This is a genomic window from Yoonia sp. (assembly GCF_014859355.1).
In the GTDB taxonomy this organism is placed as follows: domain Bacteria; phylum Pseudomonadota; class Alphaproteobacteria; order Rhodobacterales; family Rhodobacteraceae; genus Yoonia.
In genome coordinates this window covers 1-25,661 of the sequence record NZ_JACUUJ010000038.1, presented here as the reverse complement: position 1 = coordinate 25,661, position 25,661 = coordinate 1, and the positions used below count along the sequence as shown (strand labels likewise).

Below are 25,661 nucleotides of genomic sequence, written 5' to 3'. Positions count from 1 at the left end.
CCCTTTCCCTAGCGTAAACGCGCCCTACCTTCCCGTCATGCGCCATCTCATGCTCGCCCTTCTCCTCGCTGCACCTGCCGCCGCGCAGCAGATCGAAACGGACCTTGAACTGGTGCTATTGGCCGATGCGTCGGGGTCCATCGACGCGGACGAACTGGCGTTCCAGCGGCAATCCTACGCCACCGCGATCACCGATCCGGCGGTTGTCGCTGCGATCCAGAACACGCTTTATGGCTCTATCGCCGTCACCTATGTGGAATGGGCGACCAATCAGGCCACGGTCGTGGATTGGACCATCGTCGCTGATATGGACAGCGCCACCACCTTTGCCGATGCGTTGATCGGCCCGCCACGTCAGGCCAGCGGGCGCAATGCCATCGGGTCGGCGCTGCTGTATGGGATGGAACAGATCAACGCCAACGATATCAGGGGGTTCCGCCGCGTCATCGACTTTTCAGGCGATAGCATGGGCAACACTTATGGCCCGCCCATAACCCAAGCGCGTGATCAGGTTGTCGCAGCTGGGATCACCATCAATGCCCTGCCCATTGTGCGCAGCGGCGGTTTCATGGGTGGCAATCTGTTGCAGGCCTATACCGACAATATCATTGGCGGGCCGGGGGCCTTTGCCATCGCGGCGGAAAGCGGGCCGGAATTTACCCACGCGATCCGCCGCAAGCTGATCCTCGAAATTGCAGGCACCACGCCAGACACCGCGATCGCCGCGCTATTGCTGGACCCCTTGCAGGAAGGCCAATAGGTCCACAATTGGCTGTGATGTCATGATTGGCTGGCCTGTTTCCGCTTTGGTCGCCACATCAGACCCGGCAAAGAAGTCACCATAAACCGGCATCGCGCTACCATGGCTGACCAAAGGGTCACGCCCGTCGATGCGCATTACGATCCGCGATACGGGGAAAACACCACCGTTTCCAGCAGCAAGTGCGGTCAGATTGGTCGGTTGCACCACCAGTGATGGCGACATCGGGCCATTTCCCTCGGCGGTCACACCGTGGCAGGTGGCGCAATAAAACCCGAAAATAGCCTCGCCCCTGTCGGCATCCTGCGCCGCGACAGGCCCGGCCAGTCCCATTAAAACGATGAGGCCAAGTAAACGCATCCGATCCTCCTGTATCCCAACGCAACCAGCCTATGCCCCATGCGCATTTCGCACAATGACGCAGATCAACCCAGACTAACGCAGCACAAGCCCGCCCAATGCCGCGCGGATATTGCTGTTGGTATCATCACTGTCGGCAGACACTGCCAGCCCGACCAGCGCACCCGGCGCCCCGCCAAAGGCTGTGGCGTAATCGCGCGCCAAATCAACATCTTCGCTATATGTGCCAGTGCTGGCTTGCCGCAGTGCCACTGTGGCCCCCTGCCCCGCCGGGCCATAGGGCGATGCGATCACCTGACCGCGCGCATGGTTACCGCCCCAGACATATTGCAGCACGCGCACCTGATCGTTGCCAAGCAGGCTGCGGATACCTGCGCGTTCGGATGTTTCTGCCTCATCCTCGGGCAGGAAGACGAAATAAAGCGATATATTTCTGTCATCGCCGCCTTTTAGCGACAAATCAGTCGGTGGGACAGATTGTTCCACGGTCCAGTTCCAAGACGCAGTCCGCGCGCCCCATTCACTGCGCGGCAGCCTTGTCCAGGCCAATGACACCGACCCATCCGACCGGATACCCAGATTGGTTCCGAATGTGTAATCGTTCGAACTGAAAAGTTTCAGCCGCTGTTCTGACCAACCGGTGCTGAACGAAACCGGGCCGGACAACGCGGCAGATGCCATTGAAATGGCCAGCAGGAAACCGAGGTAAAAGCGCATGAATCGTCCTTTATGAATGCCACGCAGACTTAACACCCAAACCGCGTCAGAATATCCACTGACGGCCGGTTTCACGCTATTGTCAGCAAGCGTTACCGCTGAATGCTTTCCAGATAATCCGTCAGCACCAAAAGCCGTTCCGGCACCGGCGTGCCCAACCCGTTTTCTTCGATGATGATGGTGTCGCCCATGTCGCCAGCCCCGAATTCGGGCATCGCTGCGCTGAAATGGGCGGCCCGGTTCAACCCGTCAATCGTGCTCATGACGCGGTTGCGGGGGAACGTCCCGCCATTGCGGGCCGAAATCCGCGTCAGATCGGGGGATACCACTGCAAGATCGCGCGCATCAGGCCCGTCACCGCGTCCGTCGGGGCCGTGGCATCCGGCGCAATCCACCAGATAGGCCGTGCGCCCGTCCATCGGTTCCTCGACACAGGCAGCAAGCCCCAAAGCACCCAGAATGATCAAATACCGCATCACTGCCTCCTCTTGTCTTGCACCACCCTAGCAAAGCCTGACAGGCGCCGCCATCACCCAGATTAACGCCAGCGCCTACATTTCCAAATGACCGCCCACCGTGGCAGTGGCGGCGGCGGTCATCGTCGCCTTTGTGGTGGCCGCAGGCTCGGCGATTTCATAAAGCTGCCAACACGCCGTTTGTCAGGCGGACCTGACGGTCCATTCTTGCGGCCAGTTCAAGGTTGTGGGTGGCGATGACAGCGGCAAGCCCGGTGTCGCGCACCAGCGCCATCAACGCGCCGAACACGCGGTCCGATGTGTCAGGGTCAAGGTTGCCGGTGGGTTCATCCGCCAGCAAAAGCGTCGGTTCATTCGCCAGCGCCCGGCAAAAGGCAACACGCTGCTGTTCGCCGCCCGACAGGGCCGCAGGCCGGTGCGCTGCGCGTTCAGCGATCCCGACACGATCAAGCAATGCCATCGCGCGTGCCTCTGCCGCATTTTGGCTGGTGCCATTGGCCAGTTGCGGCAGCACGATGTTTTCCAGCGCGGTAAATTCGGGCAGCAGGTGGTGGAATTGATAGATAAACCCGACAGTCGCCCGCCGCACCGCCGTGCGCTTGCGGTCTGACATGTGGGTCATGTCCTGCCCCGCAATCATCACCGTGCCACTGTCGGGCGTGTCCAGCAGCCCCGCGATATGCAGCAATGTCGATTTGCCCGCACCTGATGGCGCAACAAGCGCCACAACCTCGCCCGGGGCCACGGACAGGGATGTGCCTTGCAGCACGCGCACCTCGTTTGGTTTGCCCTTGTTGTAGGTCTTGGTCAGGTCGCTGACCTGCAACGTTGGATTATTCATAGCGCAGCGCCTCGACCGGGTTCATGCGGGCGGCGCGGCGCGCCGGAAAGATGGTGATGATCCACGACAGGCCCAGCGACAGCGACATCGCCTTGACCACATCCACCAGCCGCAGTTCGGCGGGAACGTTGTAAATCCCCCTGATCGACGGATCCCAGACACCGCCACCAGCGACATAGTTCACAAGGCTGAAAATCTGGTCGATATAAATCGCAAACAAACACCCCAGCACCACGCCCAGCGCCGTGCCCAGCGTGCCAATCCCTGCGCCGCAGATAAAGAAAATCCGCAGGATCGACCCTTCGGTCAGGCCCATGGTGCGCAGGATGCCCACATCGCGGCCCTTGTTTTTCACCAGCATGATCAGTCCGCTTATAATGTTCATCGACGCCACCAGCACCAGAATTGACAGGATGATGAACATCACGTTGTCCTCGATCGTCAGCGCCCGCAGATAGCGGCCCACGCGGTCTTGCCAGCTATAGGCCCAGATGCCCGGGCCGGCGACATTGGCGATGTCCTGTTTCAACGCCTCTGACCGGTTGATGTCGTGCAATCGCACCTCTAGTTCGTCAGCGGCACCGTCGCGGTTAAAGATCAGCTGCGCTTCGTCAAAGGGCAGATAGGCGCGGATTTCGTCGATCTGGTAACGGCCGGTCGAAAAGATGAACACGACCTCGTAGGCATTCACCCGCGTGCTGCGGCCCATCGGCGTGATCGCCCCCGACCGGATGGTGAATTCCACGCGATCCCCGATTCCAACCCCCAGATTGGCCGCCAGCGCCGACCCCAGCGCGATGCCTTCAGGCAGCCTGTCGATATCGCCCGTGGTGCGTTCGCTTTGCACGATGGCGTCGGATTTTTTCAAATCCTCCAGCCTGATGCCGTGGATGTCGGCCAGCGTATTAGTGCCAAAGGCGCTGGCCATGGACTGCCCGCGCACCAGTGGGGCCACCGATTGCACCCCTTCAATCGCCATGATCCGTTCGGCCATGTCGTCATATTCGGTGATCACCTCGCGCGGGCGCAGCACGGTGATATGGGCGTTGGCCCCCACGATCGTGTCGATAAATTCCGCGCGGAACCCCGACCGGACCGCCAGCGTGGCGATCAGCGCGAAAACCGCCAGCGTCACGCCGATCAGGCTGATCCATGTCATGACGCTGACGCCGCCTTCGGCCCGTTTGGCACGGATATAGCGCCAAGCAATCATCCATTCGAATTTCGCAAAGGGGGCGGTGGTTTTCACCTCTGCCATGGCGGCTCCTGCATCAGTTTTGCGGCAAGGTGGTGCTTGCGCAGGCAATGGTCAAGCTGTGACCGTTTCACTTAGCGTTGCACGCCCGCCAACCGCGGTCTGTGATCCGCAGGCGTCGCCACCGGCGTGGGTTTGCTCAGCGCAGGTTCATGGCGCATGGCAGGCGCGCGGTGATGGTTTTTGCGCGCAGGTTTCGCGGTTTTGCGAAACGGGACCGTCAGTGCCGCAAGCAAAACCGCCAACACCCCCCAGCCCACCGCAAAGCCCACCCCGCCAGAGGCGGCACCTGCGACACTGATCGGCACCGCAGGCGTAAAATCCGCCCATGTGGCGCGCAGAATGGCGGTATCCCCCATATGGTGCGGCAACGTCAGCCGGGTCAGTGGCCCGGCGTCGCGTAACACCATCAGATTTTCCGCCAGCCGCGCGTGGCGGGCAAAGGTGCGGCGCATGTCCGCTTGGCGGCTTTGCAGAAACGGCGAACCTGTCAGCTCTTCCAGCGCCTGTTCACGCCCCAGACCGGCCGCAAGCGCAGAAGCGTCAAAATCCTTGACCACCTCGGTCAATGCATCGACCTGACCGGCCAGCCGTTGCAGGTATTGCTGCGAAAATTCAGGGTATTGCGACAGGCCAGCCCCACCGGCCAACCCACCAATCAGACAAAGCACCCGGATCATCACCGGATACCTGCGAAAATTTCAGGAATCATCTGCTGCCTCGATGCTATTTTCCCGCATCATAGCAGGATTATAACAGCCTGTTAACGCATCCTGAAAATCAGGCGATCCCGGCATAGATCGTGGCGATCCGGGCGGTGGCATCTTCGGGCGACATTTCTTCGCTTTCGCCGGTGCGGCGGCAGGTCAGTTCAACCACCCCGTTTTTCAACCCGCGCGGGCCGACCGTGATGCGCCATGGCAGGCCGATCATATCCATCGTACCAAATTTGGCCCCTGCCCGTTCCTCGCGGTCGTCATAAAGCGGTTCCAACCCAAGGGCTGTCAGGGACGCATAAAGCGCCTCGCAGGCGGCATCAGTTTCGGCGTCGCCCTGCCGCATATTCAGGATACCCACGTGAAACGGTGTCACACCTTCGGGCCAGATGATACCCTTGTCGTCATGGCTCGCCTCGATGATCGCACCGACCAGACGCGACACACCGATCCCGTGCGACCCCATATGCACCGGCACCTTGCCCCCCTGGCCATCATCGACCAGCGCGCCCATTGCCTCGGAATATTTGGTGCCAAAATAGAAAATCTGCCCTACCTCAATGCCACGCGCGGTGCGGCGGCGTTCTTCGGGTATCTGATCGAACAGCGCTGCGTCATGGGTTTCGTCGGTGCGGGCATAGCGGCTGGTGAATTCGTCCAGCACCGCCGCACAAGCTGCGTGATCGTCATAGTCGATCTGGCGATCCCCGAATTTCAGATCGGTGATTTCACTGTCATAAAACACCTCTGATTCGCCGGTATCGGCCAAAACAAGGAATTCATGGGTGTCATCGCCGCCGATCGGGCCACTGTCAGCCCGCATCGGAATCGCTTGCAGGCCCAACCGTTCATAGGTCCGCAGATAGCTGACCAGGTGGCGGTTATAGGCGTGCAGCGCGTCCTCTTTCGTCAGGTCGAAATTATAGCCGTCCTTCATATAAAATTCACGGCCCCGCATGACGCCAAAGCGCGGGCGGACTTCGTCGCGGAATTTCCACTGAATTTGATACAGCGTCAGCGGCAAGTCCTTGTAGCTGCTGACATGGGCGCGGAAGATGTCCGTAACCAGTTCCTCGGCCGTGGGGGTGAACAGCATGTCACGCCCGCCACGGTCCTTGATGCGCAGCATTTCTTCGCCATATGCATCATAGCGGCCACTTTCGCGCCACAGGTCGGCAGACTGGATCGTCGGCATCTGAATCGCGATGTGTCCGGCACGCGCCTGTTCCTGATGCACGATGTTTTCGATCTTGCGCAGCACCTTAAAGCCCAGCGGCAACCACGAATATATCCCCGCGCTGGCCTGTTTGATCATGCCAGCCTGTAACATGTATCGGTGCGACACGATCTGCGCCTCGCGCGGGGTTTCTTTCAGTACGGGCAGGAAATAGCGGCTAAGACGCATCGGACGAACCTTTGATAAACTGTGTCGTATACTGGTGTAGGGGGCCAGTTGCGGCGTGGCAAGCCAAAGGCAGCGGGCAACCCTTGCTTAAAATCGCGCCATACCGCATTTATCGTGCAGAAAAGCAAGGAAACAGCATGTCACTTCCCGTGCGCGATCAAGTCAAATACTGGGGCATCGCCACAGCGGTCTTTTTGATCGTGTTGTGGTTTCTGGGCGATGTGATCCTGCCATTTGTGTTGGGCGGGGCGATTGCCTATTGCCTTGACCCCATCGCGGACCGGCTGGAAAAAATCGGGCTCAGCCGTGCGATTGCCGTCGCCATTATCACGCTGGTGACGATCCTGCTTTTTGTCGTTCTCATCCTGCTGGTAATCCCGACGCTGGTCCATCAAACCACGCAACTGATCAATGTCGCGCCAGAGCTGTTTCAGCGGCTTCAGGCATTTTTGACCGAACGGTTTCCATCCCTGATAGATGCAGATAGCGCGATCCGGCAGCAATTGCTGGCCATCGGCGATACCATCCAGTCTAAAGGCGGTGATCTGGTGAACAGTTTGCTAGGTTCTGCGTTGGGTCTGATCAACGTTTTGGTGTTGATCGTCGTTGTGCCCGTCGTCGCGTTTTATCTGTTGTTGGATTGGGACAGGATGATCGCGCGGATTGATGAACTTTTGCCGCGTGACCACGTGGAAACGCTACGCACACTGGGGCGCGATATTGACAACACGCTGGCGTCTTTCATTCGCGGGCAGGGCACGGTCTGTGTCATCCTTGGCCTGTATTATGCCGTTGCACTGATGTTGGCCGGGCTGAATTTCGGGCTTGTCATTGGGTCTATCGCCGGGTTGATTTCCTTCATTCCCTATGTTGGCGCACTGGTTGGTGGGATGCTCGCGATTGGGTTGGCGATCTTTCAGTTCTGGGGCGATTGGCTGGCGATCGGGATCATTGCCACCATTTTCGGTGTTGGCCAGTTCTTGGAAGGCAATATCCTGACCCCCAAAATGGTAGGCGAATCTGTCGGGTTGCACCCGGTCTGGTTGATTTTTGCGCTGGCGGTTTTCGGGTCGCTTTTCGGATTTGTCGGGATGCTAGTTGCCGTGCCTGTGGCGGCAATGATTGGTGTCGTGGCGCGCTATATGCTGGCCCATTACAAGCAAAGCCGCTTGTATCTCGGTTTTTCGGCGGACGATTGATATGGCAGATCAGCTGTCTTTTGCCTGGCCAACCGGGATCGCGTTGGGCGCGGATGATTTCTTTGTCTCCGAGGCGAATGCCCAAGCCTATGCGATGCTGGCCAAACCCGCCGACTGGCCCGAGCGCAAACTGGTCATCGCAGGCCCCGAAGGCTGTGGCAAAAGCCATCTGGCGCGGATTTTCCGGGCGCAGACCGGCGGAATTATCCTGCCTGCCGCCGTCATAGACGGGGATTTACAGATCGATGCGGATTGCGTGATCATCGAAGACATGCAAACCCTTCCACGGACTGCACAAGAGGCGATGTTCCATCTGCACAACCACCTTCGCCACAGGGGTGGCCTTTTGCTGATGACCGCCAGAACCGCGCCCAGCCGTTGGCCACTGGACCTGCCCGATCTGGCAAGCCGGATGCAGGCCACCACCCTGACCCGCATTGACGACCCCGATGATGCACTGCTGCAAGCGCTGATCATGAAGCTTTTTTCAGACCGTCAGATCATGCCAAAACCCGCGTTAGTGAAATACCTGACCAGCCGGATCGAACGGTCCTTTGCCGCCGCCGCAAACATTGTGGGAAGGCTGGATGCCGCTGCATTGGCGCAGGGGCGCAAGATCAATCAGGCCCTGGCCGCTGATCTGCTGGACAACATCGACTAACCCCGCGATATTCGTCACAAAACCGCTACATTGGCGGTGCAAAAGGCATCATGACTGTAGCAAATTTTCTTGAACGTGCGTTTCCAGAGCCAACAACGCTCGATATCGACCCTACCTCGCCTGCGCGCTTCGTCAACCGCGAGATAAGCTGGCTGGGTTTCAACTGGCGTGTGCTGGAAGAAGCGGAAAACTTGCGCGTCCCACTGCTGGAAAGGCTGCGGTTTCTGTCGATCTCGGCCACCAATCTGGACGAGTTTTATACCGTGCGCGTTGCAGGTCTGCGCGAACTGGCCAACGCCGGGAACAACACACCGGGGCTGGACGGGGTGACGCCGGCCGAACAACTGGTCATGATTGACGAAAACGCGCGCCGCCTGATGAATCGCCAACAAGAGGTTTTCAACAGCTTGCAGGCAGAAATGGCCGACGCGGGAATCCACATCCTGACCCGCGATGCGTTGGGCAAGGATGATGTCGCCTTCTTGGAAGACGTGTTCATCGAACAGGTTTTTCCGGTGTTATCGCCGCTGGCGATTGATCCCGCACATCCGTTTCCTTTCCTGCCTAACGAAGGTTTCGCACTGGCACTGCAACTTGAACGGCCCAGTGACAAGCGGCAATTGCGGTCGCTTTTGCCCGTGCCTGCGCAGATCGACCGATTTGTCGCATTACCATCAAACAACAGTGACCAACGGTTCCTGCCATTGGAAGAACTGTTGTTGTTGCACATCACCCGTCTGTTTCCGGGATACAAGATCAAGGGGCATTGCGCCTTCAAGGTGCTGCGTGACAGCGATCTGGAACTGGAAGACGAAGCCGAAGATCTGGTGCGCGAATTTGAAGTCGCGCTGAAACGTCGCCGCCGTGGCGAGGTCGTGCGGCTGAAACTGTCTGCCAACGCACCGCCGGCGCTGAAATCACTGATCATGCATGAACTGCCGGTCACCGAGGATTCGATCATCGAGGTGGACGGGCTGATCGGGATTGCCGACCTTGGCGAACTGGTGCTGGATAGCCGCCCTGACCTGCTATGGCCACCCTTTACGCCGCGCGTCCCCGAACGGGTGCAGGACCATGATGGCGACATGTTTGCAGCGATCCGGCAAAAGGACATGCTGCTGCATCACCCCTATGAAACATTCGACATGGTTGTGCGGTTTCTTGCGCAGGCCGCACGTGACCCCAATGTCGTGGCGATCAAGCAAACGCTTTACCGCACCTCGAAACGGTCACCCATTGTCGAGGCCCTGTGCGAGGCAGCCGAAGACGGTAAATCGGTCACAGCACTGGTCGAACTGAAAGCACGCTTTGACGAGGCCGCCAACATCCGCCAATCACGCCGGTTGGAACGCGCGGGTGCGCATGTTGTCTATGGTTTCATGCACTACAAGACGCACGCCAAGATCAGCACCGTGGTGCGCCGCGAGGACGACAAACTGGTCACTTATACGCATTTCGGCACGGGAAATTACCACCCGATCACCGCCCGCATTTATACCGATCTGAGCTTTTTCACATGTGATGCCAGTCTTGGCCGGGATGCGACCAAGGTCTTTAACTACCTCACGGGCTATGCCCAGCCGGAAGGGTTGGAAAATCTGGCAATTTCACCCATCAGCCTGAAACAGACCTTGTTGGACCGGATCGCGTTCGAGGCGGAAAATGCCCGTGAAGGCAAACCCGCGATGATCTGGGCCAAAATGAATTCGTTGGTCGAAGTTGATGTGATCGACGCGCTTTATGCTGCATCGCAGGCGGGGGTCAAGATCAGCCTTGTCGTGCGTGGTATCTGCGGGCTGCGCCCCGGTGTCGTGGGTCTTTCTGAAAATATCCGCGTGAAATCTATCGTTGGCCGCTTTTTGGAACATTCGCGGATCGTGTGTTTTGGCAACGGGTCTGCGCTGCCGTCGAAAAAGGCGCGTGTCTATATCAGTTCGGCCGACTGGATGGACCGCAACCTGAACCGCCGGGTTGAAACGCTCGTAGAAATCAAGAACCCCACAGTAAAGGCCCAGATCGTCAGTCAGGTCATGGCGGCCAACATGGCTGACATTGCACAAAGCTGGGTGATGGCCGCGGACGGGAATTTCACGCGCGAACCTATCCCCGAGGGGGCATTCGCGTTCAGTTGCCACCGGTTCTTTATGGAAAATCCGTCGCTTTCGGGGCGTGGATCTGCTGGGGCATCGGATGTTCCGCAATTGACCCACACCGAGGATTGACCGATACCTAGGCCTGCACGACGACGAACGGAAGCCCTATGACCCAACAACAAGACCCGGACACCATTGACTGGGGTCCATTCGGGCGACCTTTGTTTGACGGTGACGCCGCACGCACCCTTAGCCGGGTAGGTGTTGTTGACGTTGGATCAAACTCTGTCCGTCTGGTTGTGTTCGATGGCGCGGCCCGTTCACCTGCCTATTTTTACAATGAAAAAATCATGTGCGCCTTGGGGGCCGGTCTTTCGGAAACGGGTCAACTGAACCCCATAGGCCGCAAACGTGCGCTATCTGCCATCCGCCGCTTTGCCGCGCTGGCCGAAGGCATGAGCATCCCGCCGTTGACAGCCGTAGCGACCGCAGCCGTGCGCGAAGCAAACGACGGGCAGGATTTCTGTGCCGAAGTTCTGCGCGAAACCGGAATCAAACTGTGGGTCATCGACGGCAAGGAAGAGGCGCGGCTTTCCGCCCAAGGTGTGCTGTTGGGTTGGCCGGGCAGCTATGGGCTGGTCTGCGACATTGGCGGATCATCCATGGAACTGGCCGATCTGGCCGATGGCAAAGTGGGTCAGCGGCTGACATCGGCGCTGGGTCCGTTGAAGCTGCGCGAAATCAAGGGTGGCAAAAAGGCCGTCAAGGCTTATGTGCGCGACACGATCGCGCAACTGCACGCCGATATGGGTTTTGAAACCGGCATGCGCCTTTTTTTAGTCGGCGGATCCTGGCGGGCGATTGCGCGCATCGATATGGAACGGCGCAATTATCCGCTGACCGTGCTGCATGAATACCGGATGACGTCCCGCCAGATCGGGAAAACAGCCGAATATATCCGCAAATCCGACCTGCAAGACCTGCGCGCGCGCTGTCACATCTCGGACAGTCGCATGGCGCTGGTGCCGCTGGCATCGATCGTGCTGAAAGAATTGATACGCACCTTCAAGCCAAAGGATGTGGCCGTCTCGTCCTATGGCATTCGCGAAGGTATGCTATACGAACAAATGTCGCGCGAATTGCGCGAACGCGATCCGCTGGTCGAAGCCTGCCGTTTTGCCGAAGCAAAAGATGCCCGCCTACCCGGTTTTGGCCGTGTTCTGTATGATTTTATCAAACCTCTGTTTCCGCGCGTCAACTGGCAGCGCAAGCGGATCATCAAGGCCGCCTGCCTATTGCACGATGTAAGCTGGCGCGCGCACCCCGATTACCGGGCCGAGGTCACGTTCGACAATGCAACACGCGCCAATCTGGGCGGGCTGAAACATTCAGAACGGGTTATGCTGGGTCTGGCGCTGATGAACCGCTACACCAACAACCCTGATCTGACCCGCTTTGAAGAATTGTTCGCAATGCTGACCCCCGCACAGATCAAAGAGGCCGAAATTATTGGCAAGGCAATGCGTCTGGGGGCCATGTTGTGGCTGACAGCAGATGAACAGCCCGGCGTCCTGCAATGGAGCGCCAAGAACAGCACTTTGACCATGACGCTCACCGAACACGCGCGGCCCTTGTTTGGTGAGGTCGCCGAATCCCGCTTTGCCGCATTGGCCAGCGCGCTGAAAGCCACAGGCACCGTCAGGTTCAAAAAGGCGTTATAACTCGATCGCCTCTGCCCCGCCGTCTGGGGACCAGACAGGCGCATCAGGCTTGCGACGGATGATGATGTCACCATCGGGCAGCATTTCGGGGGCCTGATAATTGCGCAGGTCATCCACCTGATCCAGAAGTTCGGTCAATGCAGGCCCCATCTGGCGCGCGAATGCGGCAATCGCTGGGCCCATCGTTTCAATTGAGCCACGCAATTCATCAATCTTTGGTTCTATTTCCGACATCAGGCCGCGCATCAGCATTTTTGCGCCTTCTTCGATCAGGTTAAAGCCGCCCGGGATATCGGCCTCATCATCCTGCGCCATGACAGGGCCGACACAAAGTGCGATCGCAAGTGTGGTTGCTAGCATGCGTTTCATGCCCACAATATAGACTAGGCAAGCCGGAAACCCAAATCACAAATCAATATCCAGCACGACCGGAAAATGATCGGACGCCTGCAAAAGCGCCTCGCGCAGGACCGGGTTGGCGAAAATATCGGGGTGATCAAAGGGGTGCCAAATCTGCCATTTCGGATTCCTGCCACACAAGCCCGGCGACACCATGATATAATCCAGCAAGGCCGACAAATAGGGTTCGCCCTTGCGTTTGAAACGCGCGGTGGCAGGCTGCGCCCCCACCCGGCGGCCCAGCACCATATGCGCATGCGGATCAAAAAGCTGCCATTCGTCTTCACCGCCCAGCACGATTTCCACACCAGAGCGGCCGAACAGTTTTTCATATTCGTCCAGCCCCGGACCATCATTGAAATCACCCAGAACGATCAGGTCGTCGCCCGCCGCCAGATGCTGCACCACACGCCCCCGCAACCAGACGCATTGCGCCAATTGTTTGCGGCGGTTCTCGATCCGCACACGGGCCATTGCGGCCGGGTTGGCGGCCCCATGGGGTGCTTTTGATTTGGCGTGCACACCGATCATCCGCAGCTTGGCGGTTGCTGTTGTCATGGCCACTTCCAACGGTGGTTTCGACCAGCGGATCACCTCTGGCGCGGCATCAGCATCAACATCCATGCGAAACTTGGTGTCAAATCTAGGGAAATCCGGCGTTTCGTGGGGATCATGGACGGCGGTGACGACATCGGGATCATAAAGCAGTGTGATTTCCTGCTGCGTGTGGTTCTGAAACCCGCTCAATGCCTTGCGCGACCGCAACCCGCAGTAGGCCGCGAAATATTCCAGCGCCGCGCCGCCATTACGCTTGCGGCTCGTATCGGGGGCCTCGATCACCATGATCGCATCTGCATTCAACGCAGTGAACACACCGCCCAGCGCCTCTGTTTGCTGGGCGCGGGTCACGTCCCAACGGCCCGACCAGCCGCCATCATCCAGCAGCACGCCATCATCGTCAAAAAGGTTGTTGAACCATTCAACATTATAGGTCGCAATTCTCATGCGGCCTTGTCCTGGATTTCTTCCCAAGCGCGATTGATCACGATCAATCGCCGTTCGGCCAGTTTCACCGCCTCTTGCGGCACGCCACGTGCCGCCATCTGGTCGGGATGTGTTTCGCGCACAAGCTGGCGCCATACCGCGCGAATTTCGGGCAGCGGCGTGTCGTGGGAAACACCAAGCACATCATAGGGATCGCGCGGCGCACCTTCGACAAAGCGCGCCCTGATGGCGCGGAACTGCCGTTCGCTCAGGCCAAAGATCGTGGCGACCTCTTGCAGGAATGCGTCTTCTTTGGGGTGATAATGACCGTCCGCCAATGCGATGTGAAACAGCCCCTCTAACAGATCGCAAAGCGGGGCGCCGTCATTACCGAACATCGCCTTGATCCGCTGCGCATAAAGGTCAAAGCCTGCCACATCCTGCCGGGCCAGATTGAACACAAGGGCCGCGTTCGCTTCTTCCTGCGGAGGGATCAGAAAAACCTCGCGAAAGGCGATCACCTCGTCGCGGGTCACAGTGCCGTCTGCCTTGGCCATCTTGGCCCCCAGCGCGATCACGGCGATGGTGAAACCGACGCTGCGGTCAGGCCGTGCGCGCAGTTTGTCAAAGACGGCCGATAGCCCTTCGCCTTTGGCCAGCGCGGCAATTGCTTCGGCCATGCGTGACCAGATCGACATTGCGCGTTCCTTTGTCAAAGCCGTTTTTGCATCAGGACCAGATCAATCCAGCGCCCGAACTTGAACCCCACCTCGGGCAGGGTTGCAACCGGAACAAAGCCCATTGCCGCGTGAAAGTGCACAGCACCGGGATTTTCGGCGCTGCAACCGGCAAACATCGTATGCATGCCCGCATCCTTGGCATCTGCGCAAAGTGCAAGCATCAGCGCCCGGCCACCACCCTGCCTATGGGCATGATCAGCCAGCATGATCGTATGTTCGGCCGTAAAACGATAGCCTTCACCACCGCGAAACTGAAAATAGCGGGCAAAACCCTGTAATTGCCCTGCACTTTCCCAGACAAACGTGGCCTTTGAAATCAGGCGCGCCACCTCGTCCGGTGTCTTTTCAACCGGATTAAAAGTAATCGTTGTCTCGCGGATGGCGGTATTCCAGATGTTCGCGATTTTATCGGCATCATCTGGGCGGGCAGCCCGGATCATGACAGCACCCTGTGGCCGTGGGGCGTGTCAAATCGGGCGCTGAAACTGACAGGGCCAGCGCAAAAGACAATGCGTGGATCATTCAGCCGGAGCATGCCTTGCAGGCGGGCGGCCTGAGGGTGCATGATAATGAATTCCAAAAGGCGGCAGCCACTTTCAGGCAACCTTTCTGCCGGGTGGCGCGTGCCAGCGGCCCATTGCATAAGCGTTGGATACCCCCCGTCAAAGGGCAGACTGCCATCATCAGGAACCGTGATCTGCCAGTGCAAATCACCCCGCTGCAAAGACTGTATATCGCCAACAGCCGCAGGTGCCGCGCCGACGGCGGCAGGCAGGTCATCGGTCTGGCAAATCCAGTTTACCAGCCGCGGCGGGCCTGCGAACGCGTCCAGCCCGAACCATCTGTGCCCGGCAACGGGGCCAGCCCTGTGATCAGGCGCGATCACTTCCAGATAAAGCCCATCCGCCAGCCCCAAAAGGGTGTTATGGGTGCCATAGCGGTCATGTCGCCCACCGGGCGACAGCTGCACCCCCAGTTGGGCCGCCACCCACGCCGTGCCATTGTCAAGATCGGCGCAGCCGACGGCAATATGATCAAGCGCCAGCATCGGGTGCATCTTTCAAACAGCTTCAAACCGTGGAAAGAAAACTGCCAAATGCGCCACAATGCAAGCCGATCTTTACGAAAGCGGCTTTCTACGAAAACCGCCGCCTCCGGCGGGGAAATTTATGCTCGGAAGAAGCCGAGGCATTTTCTAGCCTCAGGTGCGGGCCTTTTTGATCAGTTCAAGGATATCCTGTGCGGCCTGGGGGATATTCGTCCCCGGACCAAAGATGGCCTTAACCCCGTTGTCAAAGAGGAATTGATAATCCTGCTGTGGGATGACACCGCCACAGATCACGATGATATCACCCGCACCCGCGTCTTGAAGAGCTTGCACAAGTTTCGGGGCAAGCGTTTTGTGCCCGGCAGCCTGTGAACTGATGCCGATCACATGGACATCGTTATCGATCGCGTCTTGTGCGGCTTCCTCTGGCGTCTGGAACAGCGGGCCAACATCCACGTCAAAGCCGATATCGGCAAAGGCGGTGGCGATGACCTTGGCGCCGCGGTCATGGCCGTCTTGCCCCATCTTGACAACCAGCATCCGCGGGCGCCGGCCTTCTTGTTCGGCAAAATCATCAACGCTGCGCTGGATCTCTGCGAAACCCTCGTCGCCTTCGTAGGCAGCCCCGTAAACGCCGGCAAGCGTCTTTACCTCGGCGCGGTGGCGACCGAATGCTTTTTCCATGGCCATGCTGATTTCTCCAACTGTGGCGCGGGCGCGCGCAGCATCAACTGCGGCCGAAAGCAGGTTGCCGCCTTCGGTGGCGCGGCGGGTGATTTCAGCCAATGCGGCATCACAGGCAGCAGCATTGCGGGCCTCTTTGGTCGCGATGATGCGTTTGATCTGCCCCTCGCGCACCGCGTTATTGTCGATGTCAAGGATGTCGATCGGGTCTTCCTTGTCCTTGCGGTATTTATTGACCCCGACGATCACTTCGGTGCCGCGGTCGATATCGGCCTGACGTCGCGCGGCGGTTTCTTCGATCCGCAGTTTGGGCATACCGGACGCCACGGCCTTGGTCATGCCGCCCATTTCTTCGACCTCTTCGATCAGCGCCCATGCCTTTTCGGCCAACTCATGCGTCAGGCTTTCGACGTAATAGGACCCTGCCAACGGATCGACCACATGAGTCACGCCGGTTTCTTCCTGCAGGATCAACTGGGTGTTGCGCGCGATACGGGCACTGAATTCGGTGGGCAGGGCAATCGCCTCGTCCAATGCGTTGGTGTGCAGCGATTGCGTGCCGCCCAACACCGCGCTCATCGCCTCATAGGCGGTGCGGATCACGTTATTATAGGGGTCTTGTTCCTGCAATGACACGCCAGAGGTCTGGCAATGGGTGCGCAGCATTGATGATTTGGGATCTTTGGGGTTGAATTCTGCCATGATCCGCGACCACAGCAGGCGGGCGGCACGCAATTTCGCGGCCTCCATAAAGAAATTCATGCCGATCGCGAAAAAGAAACTGAGCCGCCCGGCAAATTGATCGACATCCATACCGCGCGTGATGGCGGCACGCACGTATTCGCGCCCATCCGCCAGCGTATAGGCCAGTTCCTGCACCAGATTGGCGCCCGCTTCCTGCATATGATAGCCGCTGATGCTGATCGAGTTGAAACGCGGCATTTCAGCGGTGGTATATTCGATGATGTCGGCAATGATCCGCATCGACGGTTCGGGCGGATAGACATAGGTGTTGCGCACCATGAATTCCTTGAGAATATCATTCTGGATCGTGCCCGACAGCACATCGCGCGAATGCCCCTGTTCTTCGCCTGCGACAATGAAATTAGCCAGAATCGGAATAACCGCGCCATTCATTGTCATCGACACGCTCACGCGGTCCAGCGGGATGCCGTCAAACAGGATTTTCATGTCCTCGACACTGTCGATGGCGACGCCGGCCTTGCCCACGTCCCCTTCGACCCTGGGGTGGTCGCTGTCATAGCCGCGGTGCGTGGCAAGATCAAAAGCAACCGAAATACCCTGTTGACCTGCGGCCAGCGCCTTGCGGTAAAAGGCGTTGGATTCCTCTGCCGTTGAGAAGCCCGCATATTGCCGGATCGTCCATGGGCGACCAGCATACATCGTGGCCTTGACACCCCGCGTATAGGGGGCGGCACCAGGCACGCCACCGATGTGGGGCAGGCCTGCGGTATCTTCAGCCGTGTAAAGCGGCTTGACCTTTATCCCTTCCAACGTGTCCCAGTTCAAAGCCGCGATCGGTTTTCCACGCAGTTCTTTTTCAGCAAGGTTTTCCCAGGTTTTCTTGTCAGTCATTTGAACCTCCGGCAGGTCTGTGAGGCGGATACACAATTTTGTTGGTACATAACTGCGACAGACCCTTAGCTTTTCCTTGATCCGCCGCTATATCTATTTGCATGAACGCATTTATGAACATCGGGCTGGCGACCATGATCGCCCTTATCGTGGCTATGCCTGTGCTGGCCGACGAACAAACCATTATCGACCGGTGGAACGAGGACCGGACACAGGTGTTCGAGGCCGGTGAAATTACCATCCCCGAGTTGCAATGGCAGGCGCGGGCATTGGTCATTTTTGCAGACACACCCAATGATCCGCGATTCCGCCAGCAAATGGACCTGCTGATTGCCGGTGTTGACGATCTGGCCGAACGCGACGTGATCATCATCACTGATACCGATCCGTCAGTGCTGTCGCCCTTGCGGCGAGTTTTGCGGCCACGTGGATACATGCTGGCGCTACTTGCCAAGGACGGACGCGTCGCGCAGCGCAAACCAGAGGCCGTTACGGTGCGCGAATTGTCACGGTCCATCGACAAGATGCCCCTGCGCCAGCAAGAAGTCTTCGACCGCCGTTTTATAGAGCAATAGACCGTCACGCGAACTCCATGATGGTGTCGTCCACGGCCAGATTGTCACCTGCGTCGACATTGATCTTTTTAATCACGCACTTGCGCTCGGCGCGCAGGATGTTTTCCATCTTCATCGCCTCGACGGTGCAAAGCGCCTGACCTTCCTGAACTTCGTCGCCTTCGGCGACGTTGATCTTGACGATCAGGCCGGGCATCGGACACAGCAGCGATTTTGACGTATCAGGGGGCAGTTTTTCCGGCATCAGGCGGGCCAGTTCGGCCTGCAACGGGGTGCGCACATGCACCTTCAGGTCTGCGCCGCGATAGCGCACGCGGAAGCCGCCGGAAATCTTGCCCACCTTCAGCACCAGCGGGTCACCATCGACCGTCAGGCGCGCCAAGGGATCGCCCGGTGTCCAGTCGCTTTCAACGCGCAGGGTATGGCCGCCCAGCTGCACATCAGCACCGGCCTTGTCGGCGGTAATCACCACATCATGCGACACACCTTGCAGGCTGACGACCCAATCCGTGCCGATGTGGTGTTCGTGGTTATCCATCCGGCCTGAAATGCGCGCACGCCGAATTTCAGCGACCCGGTGCATCGCAGCGGCAGCGGCGGCGATGCGGGTGCAGGTCGTATCGGCCAAGGTCACACCACCGAACCCATCGGGGAATTCTTCCTCGATAAAGGCGGTTGTCATGGTGCCTGCGATGAATTTCGGGTGGTCATAGACGGCGGCCAGGAACGGCAGGTTATGCCCGATCCCTTCCAGTTCGAAACCGTCCAGTGCAAGGCGCATTTCCTCGATCGCGGTGGCGCGGTCGGGCGCCCATGTGCACAGCTTGGCGATCATCGGGTCGTAATACATGCTGATTTCGCCGCCTTCAAAAACGCCGGTATCATTGCGCACAGCGCGCACGGGCGTCGCCTCTTCCATGGGGGGGCGATAGCGGCTGAGCCGCCCGATGGATGGCAGGAACCCGCGATAAGGGTCTTCGGCATAAAGACGGCTTTCCATGGCCCAGCCGTTGATTTTCAGATCATCCTGGGCAAAAGGCAGCTTTTCCCCGGCCGCAACCCGGATCATCTGTTCCACAAGGTCGATACCGGTGATCAGTTCGGTGACCGGGTGTTCCACCTGCAACCGGGTGTTCATTTCCAGAAAATAGAAATTGCGGTTGCCATCTACGATGAATTCCACGGTGCCTGCGCTGGTATATCCCACCGCCTGCGCAAGGGCCACCGACTGTTCGCCCATCGCCTTGCGGGTTGCTGCATCAAGGAACGGGCTTGGGGCCTCTTCCACAACCTTTTGGTTACGGCGCTGGATCGAACATTCGCGTTCGTGCAGGTAAACCGCGTTGCCGTGGCTGTCGGCCAAGACCTGAATTTCGATGTGGCGGGGTTGCGTGACGAATTTTTCGATAAAAATTCGGTCGTCGCCAAAGCTGTTGGCCGCCTCGTTCTTGGAGCTTTGGAACCCCTCACGCGCCTCAGTGTCGTTCCATGCAATGCGCATGCCCTTGCCACCGCCACCCGCGCTGGCCTTGATCATCACCGGATAGCCGATTTCATTCGAAATCGTCACAGCCTCATCCGCGTCCGCAATCAGGCCCATGTAGCCAGGCACGGTGGATACATTCGCCTCTTGTGCCAGCTTTTTCGATGTAATCTTGTCACCCATTGCTTCGATCGCGCCTTTGGGCGGGCCGATGAATGCAACCCCCGCAGCGGCCAGTGCATCGGCGAATTTGGCGTTTTCCGACAGGAAACCGTAACCGGGATGCACCGCCTCTGCGCCGGTTTTCTTGATCGCCTCCATCACCTTGTCGATGACAATATAGGATTGGTTGGCGGGGGCCGGGCCGATGTGCACCGCCTCGTCCGCCATCTTGACGTGCAGCGCGTTGCGGTCTGCATCGGAATAGATCGCGACGGTCTTGATTCCCATCTTGCGGGCTGTCTTGATCACGCGGCAGGCGATTTCACCACGGTTGGCAATCAGTATTTTCTTGAACATTAGTTTCCGTCCCCAAAACGCGAAACCGCCGCAAGGGCATAGCCCCCACGGCGGTTACAGTAATTACGATGCGCCACAGGGGCGCGTGTATTCAACCTATTTACAGGCGCTAATGCCCGCGTCGTCGCATAATACGCCAACGGCGGCACCGGCAAGGATGGTCCCTGTGCGGTCTGTGCCAAGCACTTCGGATGCGACAAAGCCCGCACCAGCACCCGCAACGCCGCGTTCCAGATCGCCTTCAAGGCAACCAGCCAGTCCGAACATGGCAACGACGGCCAGAATGATGGATGTTTTTTGCATGATGTTCTGCTCTTTTTTTGTTTCAGGATAACGCCAGAATCGGCATTTTTGGCCCGCTTAGCAAGCAACACTTGGCCGTGATATTCAATATCACCGCTTTTTTTGCTCTGCGGTTGGCCAAAGATCATCATTTCATGGACCCATCGAAAATGTCGGGGAAGCTTTGACGCGCCACATCTACATTGATCTGCAAAAGCGCCTCGTAACTAGCGGGATCAAACGGGTCTTCAGCAGCGATCACCTCGCGGCCGAACAGCCAGCTCAGCCGCCCTGCATCCAGATTGCCGCGCACAAACGGCCCGGTTCCGAAATGTTCCCACAGCGCCTGCATGAACCCCGCATCGGCGCGTTTGTCTGGCGGGCGCCGGTCGGGATAGCGGGTGCGCGCGACCAATGGCGTCGCGCCATCCTTGTTGGCGCGACGCAGGACGAACTGAAAATCCGTCCCCGGCAGGCGCCCCGGAAAGCCGCGATGTTTTTCCATGTCTGGCAAAGCCATGTCAGATACTACCTTTGCCGCGTCACAGCGGGATGTTGTCGTGTTTTTTCCATGGGTTCTGCAATTGCTTGCCCCGCAGGCTGGCAAAGGCCCGACAGATCCGTTTGCGTGTCGAATGCGGCATTATCACCTCGTCGATGAAACCCTTTTCTGCCGCAACGAACGGATTGGCGAAACGGTCTTCGTATTCCTTGGTGCGCGCGGCGATTTCTTCGGGCGATTTGCCACGATGAATAATCTCGGTCGCACCCTTGGCGCCCATCACGGCAATTTCAGCCGTTGGCCAGGCATAATTGAAATCACCGCGCAGGTGTTTCGACGCCATCACGTCGTAGGCCCCGCCATAGGCTTTGCGGGTGATCACTGTCACCTTGGGCACGGTCGCTTCGCCATAGGCGAACAGCAGTTTCGCGCCGTGCTTGATCACGCCACCATATTCCTGCCCGGTGCCCGGCAAAAACCCCGGCACATCGACCAGCGTCAGGATCGGAATTTCAAAGGCATCGCAGAACCGCACGAACCGCGCAGCCTTGCGCGAACTGTCGATATCCAGACAGCCGGCCAGCACCATTGGTTGGTTGGCGACAACCCCCACGGTGGACCCTTCCAGCCGGATGAAACCGGTCAGGATGTTCTTGGCAAAATCTTCCTGAATTTCGTAAAAATCGCTTTCATCCGCTAGTTTATGAATCAATTCCTTCATATCATAAGGCGTATTGGCATTATCGGGGATCAGCGTATCAAGGCTGTCCTCGATCCGGTTCACATCGTCAAAAAACGGCCTGACGGGGGGTTTTTGGCGGTTGTTCAGCGGTAGAAAATCGACAAGGCGGCGGACTTCGGCCAGTGCTTCGACATCGTTGTCAAAGGCCCCGTCAGCCACGGATGATTTTTTCGTGTGGGTCGATGCCCCGCCCAGTTCTTCGGCGGTGACGACCTCGTTTGTGACGGTCTTCACAACGTCAGGGCCGGTGACAAACATATAACTGCTGTCTTTGACCATAAAGATAAAGTCGGTCATCGCAGGGGAATAAACCGCGCCACCCGCGCATGGCCCCATGATCACGCTGATCTGCGGCACCACGCCAGAGGCCATGATGTTGCGCTGAAACACCTCGGCATAGCCTGCCAAAGATGCCACACCTTCCTGAATGCGCGCGCCGCCACTGTCGTTGATCCCGATCACGGGCGCGCCGTTCTGCATTGCCATATCCATGATCTTGCAGATCTTCTGCGCATGGGTTTCGGACAACGACCCGCCAAACACGGTGAAATCTTGGGAAAACACATAGACCAAGCGGCCATTCACCGTGCCCCAGCCGGTGACAACGCCGTCACCCGCCGGCCGGTCGGCATCCATCCCGAAATCAGTGCAGCGATGGGCCACGAACATGTCGAATTCTTCGAACGATCCATCATCCAGCAACAACGCGATGCGTTCGCGCGCGGTCAGCTTGCCTTTGGCGTGCTGGGCGGCGATACGGCGCTCGCCGCCGCCCATGCGGGCCACGCTGCGACGATGTTCAAGTTCGTCCAAGACATCCATGCGGATACTCCCCCTGCTTTTCTGTGTTCTGTGTAACAGGTTATTTACACAAGAGAAGCTTTCACTAGGATATTTGCAAATACTTTGATTTGCACGATTGCAATTTAGCAAAATTGCAAATTTTTGGTGCAGATTTCCTGTGCGCCCTTGCGCATGGACAGACCGCAGCAGCGGGCTTAATGCGGAATGATGACAGCCATACCCATTGTCCGTTTTCTGGACCGCACCACACCACCGCATCTTTTGACCCTTGTTTTGCTGACTGGGGTTGCGGCGCTGAACATGTCTATTTTTCTGCCGGCGCTGGCGGATATGGCCAGCTATTTCGGGACGGATTATGCCATTATCCAGATTTCATTGTCTGGCTATCTGGCCACAACGGCCGTGCTGCAAATTTTTATCGGGCCGATCTCAGACCGATTCGGGCGACGGCGGGTGGTGCTGGCATCGCTGGGCATATTCATCGCTGCCAGCATCGGTGCGCTGTTCAGCCAAAGCGTCGAGGCGTTTTTGTTTTTCCGGATGATGCAAGCCACCGTCGCATCGGCCATGGTGCTTAGCCGTGCGATCGTGCGTGACATCGTGGACCAAGACAAGGCGGCATCCATGATCGGTTATGTCACGATGGGCATGGCGCTGGTGCCGCTGGTTGGCCCGATGATTGGCGGCGCATTGGCCGAAGTGTTTGACTGGCGCGCCACCTTTGTGTTTCTGATCTTGGTCGGGATCGGCGTTTTCGTCCTGTGCTATCTGGATCAAGGGGAAACGGTGGTGGGCAACGGCACCAGCTTTGCCGAACAGCTTCGCACCTACCCTGATTTATTCGTCTCACCCAGGTTTTGGGGTTACGCGCTTTGCGCCGCTTTTGGATCGGGGGCGTTTTTTGCGCTGCTGGGGGGCGCGTCATTCGTGGCCATCAATATTTTTGGCCTGTCCCTGTTCTGGAGCGGCTTTGCCCTTGGCGCACCCGCAATCGGCTATGCGATCGGCAACTTCTTTTCGGGGCGCTATTCCAGCCGCTTCGGGGTCAACAAAATGGCGATCATCGGCACGGTGATCGTGATCTTCGGCCTTGGCACATCAACCCTGCTGACACTGGCGGGCGCGGATCATGCGGTGCTGTTTTTTGGCTTTTGCACCCTGCTGGGGCTAGGCAATGGCATTACGCTGCCCAATGTCAGCGCCGGGTTGATTTCCGTGCGGCCGCATCTGGCAGGCACCGCCAGCGGGCTGGGTGGCGCAATCATGATTGGCGGCGGGGCCGGACTATCGCAGATGGCAGGTGGCATCCTGACAGAGGACACCGGCACGCTGCCGCTGCAACTGTTGATGCTGATCGTGTCGGTGCTGGCGCTTGTATCGGTGCTGTTTGTCATCTGGCGGGAAAAACGCATCGGTTGACGCGCGCTTTACAACGGCTAATCATGGCCGGCAAATCTGCAAAGGTGCGCGATGGCGATCCAGAAACTTTATGCCGGGGCCAAGCTGCGTGAATTACGCGGGCGGCTGGCGCTGACGCAAAAGGATTTTGCGGGCAAACTGGGTGTGTCGCTGCCTTATTTGAACCAGATGGAAAACAACAACCGGCCTGTGTCCACATCGGTGGTGCTGGGGTTGGCGCAGGAATTCGGCTTTGACGTGACCGAATTGCAGGCGGGTGACGAGGCGCGCCTTGTCAGCGACATGCGCGAGGCGCTTGCCGATCCGGTCTTTACCAGCCCTGCCCCGGCACTGGCCGATCTACGGTTGGCCGCATCAAACGCGCCTGCATTGGCACGCGCATTTCTTGATCTGCATGCCGCCTACCGCCAAACCCATGAACGCCTTGCGTCCCTGGACGAGGCACTGGGCCGCGAAGATGCCCGCCTGAAACCCAGTCCATGGGAAGAAGTGCGCGATTTCTTTCACTATTGCGACAATTACATCGACGCGGTGGACCGCAGCGCCGAACGCTTTGCCGCGCAGTGCAAGCCGGGCGAAACCATGGCCGATGCCGCCGTTCGCACCCTTGCCGCGCGTCAGATCACGACCCTGCTGGGCGACTGCGATGCGGTGCGCCGGTTTGATCAGGCAGCAAAAACGTTGACCATATCGCGTCATGCGGCCCCTGCAACGCAGACGTTTCAACTGCTGTTGCAGGTCGCGCTGGTGACCCAGGCGCAACTGCTGGATGCCACGCTGGATCTGGCACGATTCCAGTCGGACGAGGCGCGCAGCATCGCCCGCGTCGGGCTGGCCAATTATTTTGCCGGTGCGGCACTGATGCCCTACGGCCCGTTTCTGGCCGCCGCACAGGAAACGCGGCACGATCTGGAATTGCTGGCGACCCGCTTTGGCGCCTCGCTGGAACAGGTCGCGCACCGGCTGTCCACGTTGCAACGGCCCGGCGCCAAGGGGGTGCCGTTCTTTTTCGTCCGTGTCGATCAGGCGGGCACGATCACCAAACGGCATTCCGCGACCACCCTGCAATTTGCCCGCTACGGCGGCGCCTGCCCGCTGTGGAACGTGCATCAGGCGTTCGAACTGCCGGGGCAATTCCTGCGGCAACTGGCCGAAACGCCCGATGGCGCGCGCTATTTCTGCCTTGCCCGCGATGTCAGCAAATCGGGCGGGGCCTATCACGCGCCGACGCGACGCTATGCCATCGGGCTGGGCTGCGAGGTGCGCCATGCCCCCGCACTGGTCTATGCCGACCATATGGATACCAGCGCCCCAACAGCCTATGCGCCCATCGGGATTTCCTGCCGCATCTGCGAAAGACGCGATTGCCATCAACGATCTGTGCCGCCGCTGGAACGCCAGGTGCGGGTCGATCCCGACCGGCGCGGGATGCTACCTTATCAACTGGATTGAAATTCACGGTTGCCAAGCGCGGGCGCATGACCGACGATTGACGACAAGATGACGATTGACGACAAGATAAAGGGAGGGAACACCATGGAACTATCCGGCACAAGGGTCATCGCCGCCGACCGTGCCACGGTCTGGGCGCATTTGAACAACGCCGACACGCTGCGCGCCTGCATCCCCGGCTGTCAGGAATTGACCGGATCACCCGAAGACGGGTTCGAGGCGTTGGTG

26 protein-coding genes are annotated in these 25,661 nt (G+C 58.6%); 9 read left to right on the top strand and 17 right to left on the bottom strand.

The genetic code is table 11. The features are described from left to right. The first annotated feature begins 37 nt into the window (after positions 1–37). Complete coding sequence (locus IBX59_RS12320) at positions 38–760, top strand: DUF1194 domain-containing protein (protein WP_296375959.1); 723 nt, start codon at positions 38–40, stop codon at positions 758–760. Here the strand turns inward: IBX59_RS12320 and IBX59_RS12315 are convergent. The 7 genes from IBX59_RS12315 to proS form a co-directional block, all read right to left on the bottom strand. Next, complete coding sequence (locus tag IBX59_RS12315; RefSeq protein WP_296375953.1) at positions 728–1,120, bottom strand: c-type cytochrome; 393 nt, start codon at positions 1,118–1,120, stop codon at positions 728–730. The two genes, IBX59_RS12320 and IBX59_RS12315, sit on opposite strands and share 33 nt — an antisense overlap. Before the next feature lie 75 nt (positions 1,121–1,195). Continuing rightward, complete coding sequence (locus IBX59_RS12310; protein ID WP_296375952.1) at positions 1,196–1,837, bottom strand: DUF3047 domain-containing protein; 642 nt, start codon at positions 1,835–1,837, stop codon at positions 1,196–1,198. A 92-nt stretch (positions 1,838–1,929) separates the two neighbouring features. Further along, positions 1,930–2,313, bottom strand: coding sequence for a cytochrome c (locus IBX59_RS12305; protein WP_296375950.1), 384 nt, complete (start codon positions 2,311–2,313; stop codon positions 1,930–1,932). A 157-nt stretch (positions 2,314–2,470) separates the two neighbouring features. Next, entirely contained in the window at positions 2,471–3,154 is a 684-nt protein-coding gene (locus tag IBX59_RS12300; protein WP_296375949.1) for an ABC transporter ATP-binding protein, read from the bottom strand. Then, complete coding sequence (locus IBX59_RS12295; protein WP_296375947.1) at positions 3,147–4,412, bottom strand: ABC transporter permease; 1,266 nt, start codon at positions 4,410–4,412, stop codon at positions 3,147–3,149. Before IBX59_RS12295 ends, IBX59_RS12300 begins: the two co-directional genes overlap by 8 nt. 71 nt (positions 4,413–4,483) lie before the next feature. Beyond that, positions 4,484–5,089 (bottom strand): DUF2937 family protein, encoded by a 606-nt coding sequence (locus IBX59_RS12290; protein WP_296375945.1) that lies wholly within the window; start codon positions 5,087–5,089, stop codon positions 4,484–4,486. Positions 5,090–5,189: 100 nt separating this feature from the next. Next, a complete protein-coding gene (gene proS / locus IBX59_RS12285) occupies positions 5,190–6,530 on the bottom strand; it encodes a proline--tRNA ligase (protein WP_296375943.1) in 1,341 nt (446 codons plus the stop codon). Between the two features lie 137 nt (positions 6,531–6,667). Between proS and IBX59_RS12280 the strand changes: the two genes are divergently transcribed. From IBX59_RS12280 to IBX59_RS12265, 4 genes are read left to right on the top strand one after another with little or no spacing between them, the layout of a single operon-like run. Next, the gene (locus IBX59_RS12280; RefSeq protein ID WP_296375940.1) at positions 6,668–7,729 is read left to right on the top strand and encodes an AI-2E family transporter; all 1,062 of its coding nucleotides are present in this window, start codon (positions 6,668–6,670) and stop codon (positions 7,727–7,729) included. Position 7,730: 1 nt separating this feature from the next. Continuing rightward, complete coding sequence (locus IBX59_RS12275; protein ID WP_296375938.1) at positions 7,731–8,390, top strand: DnaA/Hda family protein; 660 nt, start codon at positions 7,731–7,733, stop codon at positions 8,388–8,390. Between the two features lie 50 nt (positions 8,391–8,440). Next, positions 8,441–10,612 carry an RNA degradosome polyphosphate kinase gene (locus IBX59_RS12270; protein ID WP_296375936.1) on the top strand — a complete coding sequence of 724 codons (2,172 nt, stop codon included), beginning with the start codon at positions 8,441–8,443 and terminating at the stop codon, positions 10,610–10,612. Between the two features lie 38 nt (positions 10,613–10,650). Then, positions 10,651–12,204: a Ppx/GppA family phosphatase gene (locus tag IBX59_RS12265; protein WP_296375933.1), complete on the top strand. Its 1,554-nt coding sequence runs from the start codon at positions 10,651–10,653 to the stop codon at positions 12,202–12,204. Here IBX59_RS12265 and IBX59_RS12260 read toward each other — a convergent pair. From IBX59_RS12260 to scpA, 6 genes are all read right to left on the bottom strand, one after another. Further along, positions 12,199–12,564, bottom strand: coding sequence for an AAA+ family ATPase (locus tag IBX59_RS12260; RefSeq protein WP_296375930.1), 366 nt, complete (start codon positions 12,562–12,564; stop codon positions 12,199–12,201). The genes IBX59_RS12265 and IBX59_RS12260 overlap by 6 nt on opposite strands. A 45-nt stretch (positions 12,565–12,609) precedes the next feature. Next, positions 12,610–13,608 carry an endonuclease/exonuclease/phosphatase family protein gene (locus IBX59_RS12255; RefSeq protein ID WP_296375928.1) on the bottom strand — a complete coding sequence of 333 codons (999 nt, stop codon included), beginning with the start codon at positions 13,606–13,608 and terminating at the stop codon, positions 12,610–12,612. Continuing rightward, a complete protein-coding gene (locus tag IBX59_RS12250; protein ID WP_296375926.1) occupies positions 13,605–14,285 on the bottom strand; it encodes a molecular chaperone DjiA in 681 nt (226 codons plus the stop codon). Before IBX59_RS12250 ends, IBX59_RS12255 begins: the two co-directional genes overlap by 4 nt. 14 nt (positions 14,286–14,299) lie before the next feature. Further along, complete coding sequence (locus IBX59_RS12245; protein ID WP_296375923.1) at positions 14,300–14,767, bottom strand: GNAT family N-acetyltransferase; 468 nt, start codon at positions 14,765–14,767, stop codon at positions 14,300–14,302. Then, positions 14,764–15,375: a VOC family protein gene (locus IBX59_RS12240; protein ID WP_296375922.1), complete on the bottom strand. Its 612-nt coding sequence runs from the start codon at positions 15,373–15,375 to the stop codon at positions 14,764–14,766. Before IBX59_RS12240 ends, IBX59_RS12245 begins: the two co-directional genes overlap by 4 nt. 153 nt (positions 15,376–15,528) lie before the next feature. Further along, a complete protein-coding gene (gene scpA / locus IBX59_RS12235) occupies positions 15,529–17,655 on the bottom strand; it encodes a methylmalonyl-CoA mutase (protein WP_296375921.1) in 2,127 nt (708 codons plus the stop codon). A 113-nt stretch (positions 17,656–17,768) separates the two neighbouring features. On the opposite strand from scpA, the gene IBX59_RS12230 reads away from it, so the two are divergent. Beyond that, the gene (locus tag IBX59_RS12230; RefSeq protein ID WP_296375919.1) at positions 17,769–18,230 is read left to right on the top strand and encodes a DUF4174 domain-containing protein; all 462 of its coding nucleotides are present in this window, start codon (positions 17,769–17,771) and stop codon (positions 18,228–18,230) included. A 4-nt stretch (positions 18,231–18,234) separates the two neighbouring features. On the opposite strand, the gene IBX59_RS12225 is transcribed toward IBX59_RS12230, so the two are convergent. The 4 genes from IBX59_RS12225 to IBX59_RS12210 all read right to left on the bottom strand — a co-directional run bounded on the left by IBX59_RS12225 (position 18,235) and on the right by IBX59_RS12210 (position 22,580). Beyond that, on the bottom strand, positions 18,235–20,232 hold the full coding sequence (locus IBX59_RS12225) for an acetyl/propionyl/methylcrotonyl-CoA carboxylase subunit alpha (protein ID WP_296375916.1): 1,998 nt from the start codon (positions 20,230–20,232) through the stop codon (positions 18,235–18,237). A gap of 96 nt (positions 20,233–20,328) precedes the next feature. After that, positions 20,329–20,535: a hypothetical protein gene (locus tag IBX59_RS12220; RefSeq protein ID WP_296375914.1), complete on the bottom strand. Its 207-nt coding sequence runs from the start codon at positions 20,533–20,535 to the stop codon at positions 20,329–20,331. Positions 20,536–20,662: 127 nt separating this feature from the next. Further along, entirely contained in the window at positions 20,663–21,019 is a 357-nt protein-coding gene (locus tag IBX59_RS12215; protein ID WP_296375957.1) for a hypothetical protein, read from the bottom strand. Between the two features lie 37 nt (positions 21,020–21,056). After that, complete coding sequence (locus IBX59_RS12210) at positions 21,057–22,580, bottom strand: acyl-CoA carboxylase subunit beta (protein WP_296375913.1); 1,524 nt, start codon at positions 22,578–22,580, stop codon at positions 21,057–21,059. Positions 22,581–22,769: 189 nt separating this feature from the next. Here IBX59_RS12210 and IBX59_RS12205 point away from each other — a divergent pair, with 189 nt between their 5' ends. From IBX59_RS12205 to IBX59_RS12195, 3 genes are all read left to right on the top strand, one after another. Continuing rightward, positions 22,770–23,981, top strand: coding sequence for a multidrug effflux MFS transporter (locus tag IBX59_RS12205; protein WP_296375912.1), 1,212 nt, complete (start codon positions 22,770–22,772; stop codon positions 23,979–23,981). Positions 23,982–24,032: 51 nt separating this feature from the next. Further along, positions 24,033–25,433 carry a short-chain fatty acyl-CoA regulator family protein gene (locus tag IBX59_RS12200; RefSeq protein ID WP_296375911.1) on the top strand — a complete coding sequence of 467 codons (1,401 nt, stop codon included), beginning with the start codon at positions 24,033–24,035 and terminating at the stop codon, positions 25,431–25,433. Between the two features lie 84 nt (positions 25,434–25,517). After that, positions 25,518–25,661, top strand: a 144-nt coding sequence (locus tag IBX59_RS12195) for an SRPBCC domain-containing protein (RefSeq protein ID WP_296375955.1), incomplete at its 3' end; no start/stop codon positions are given.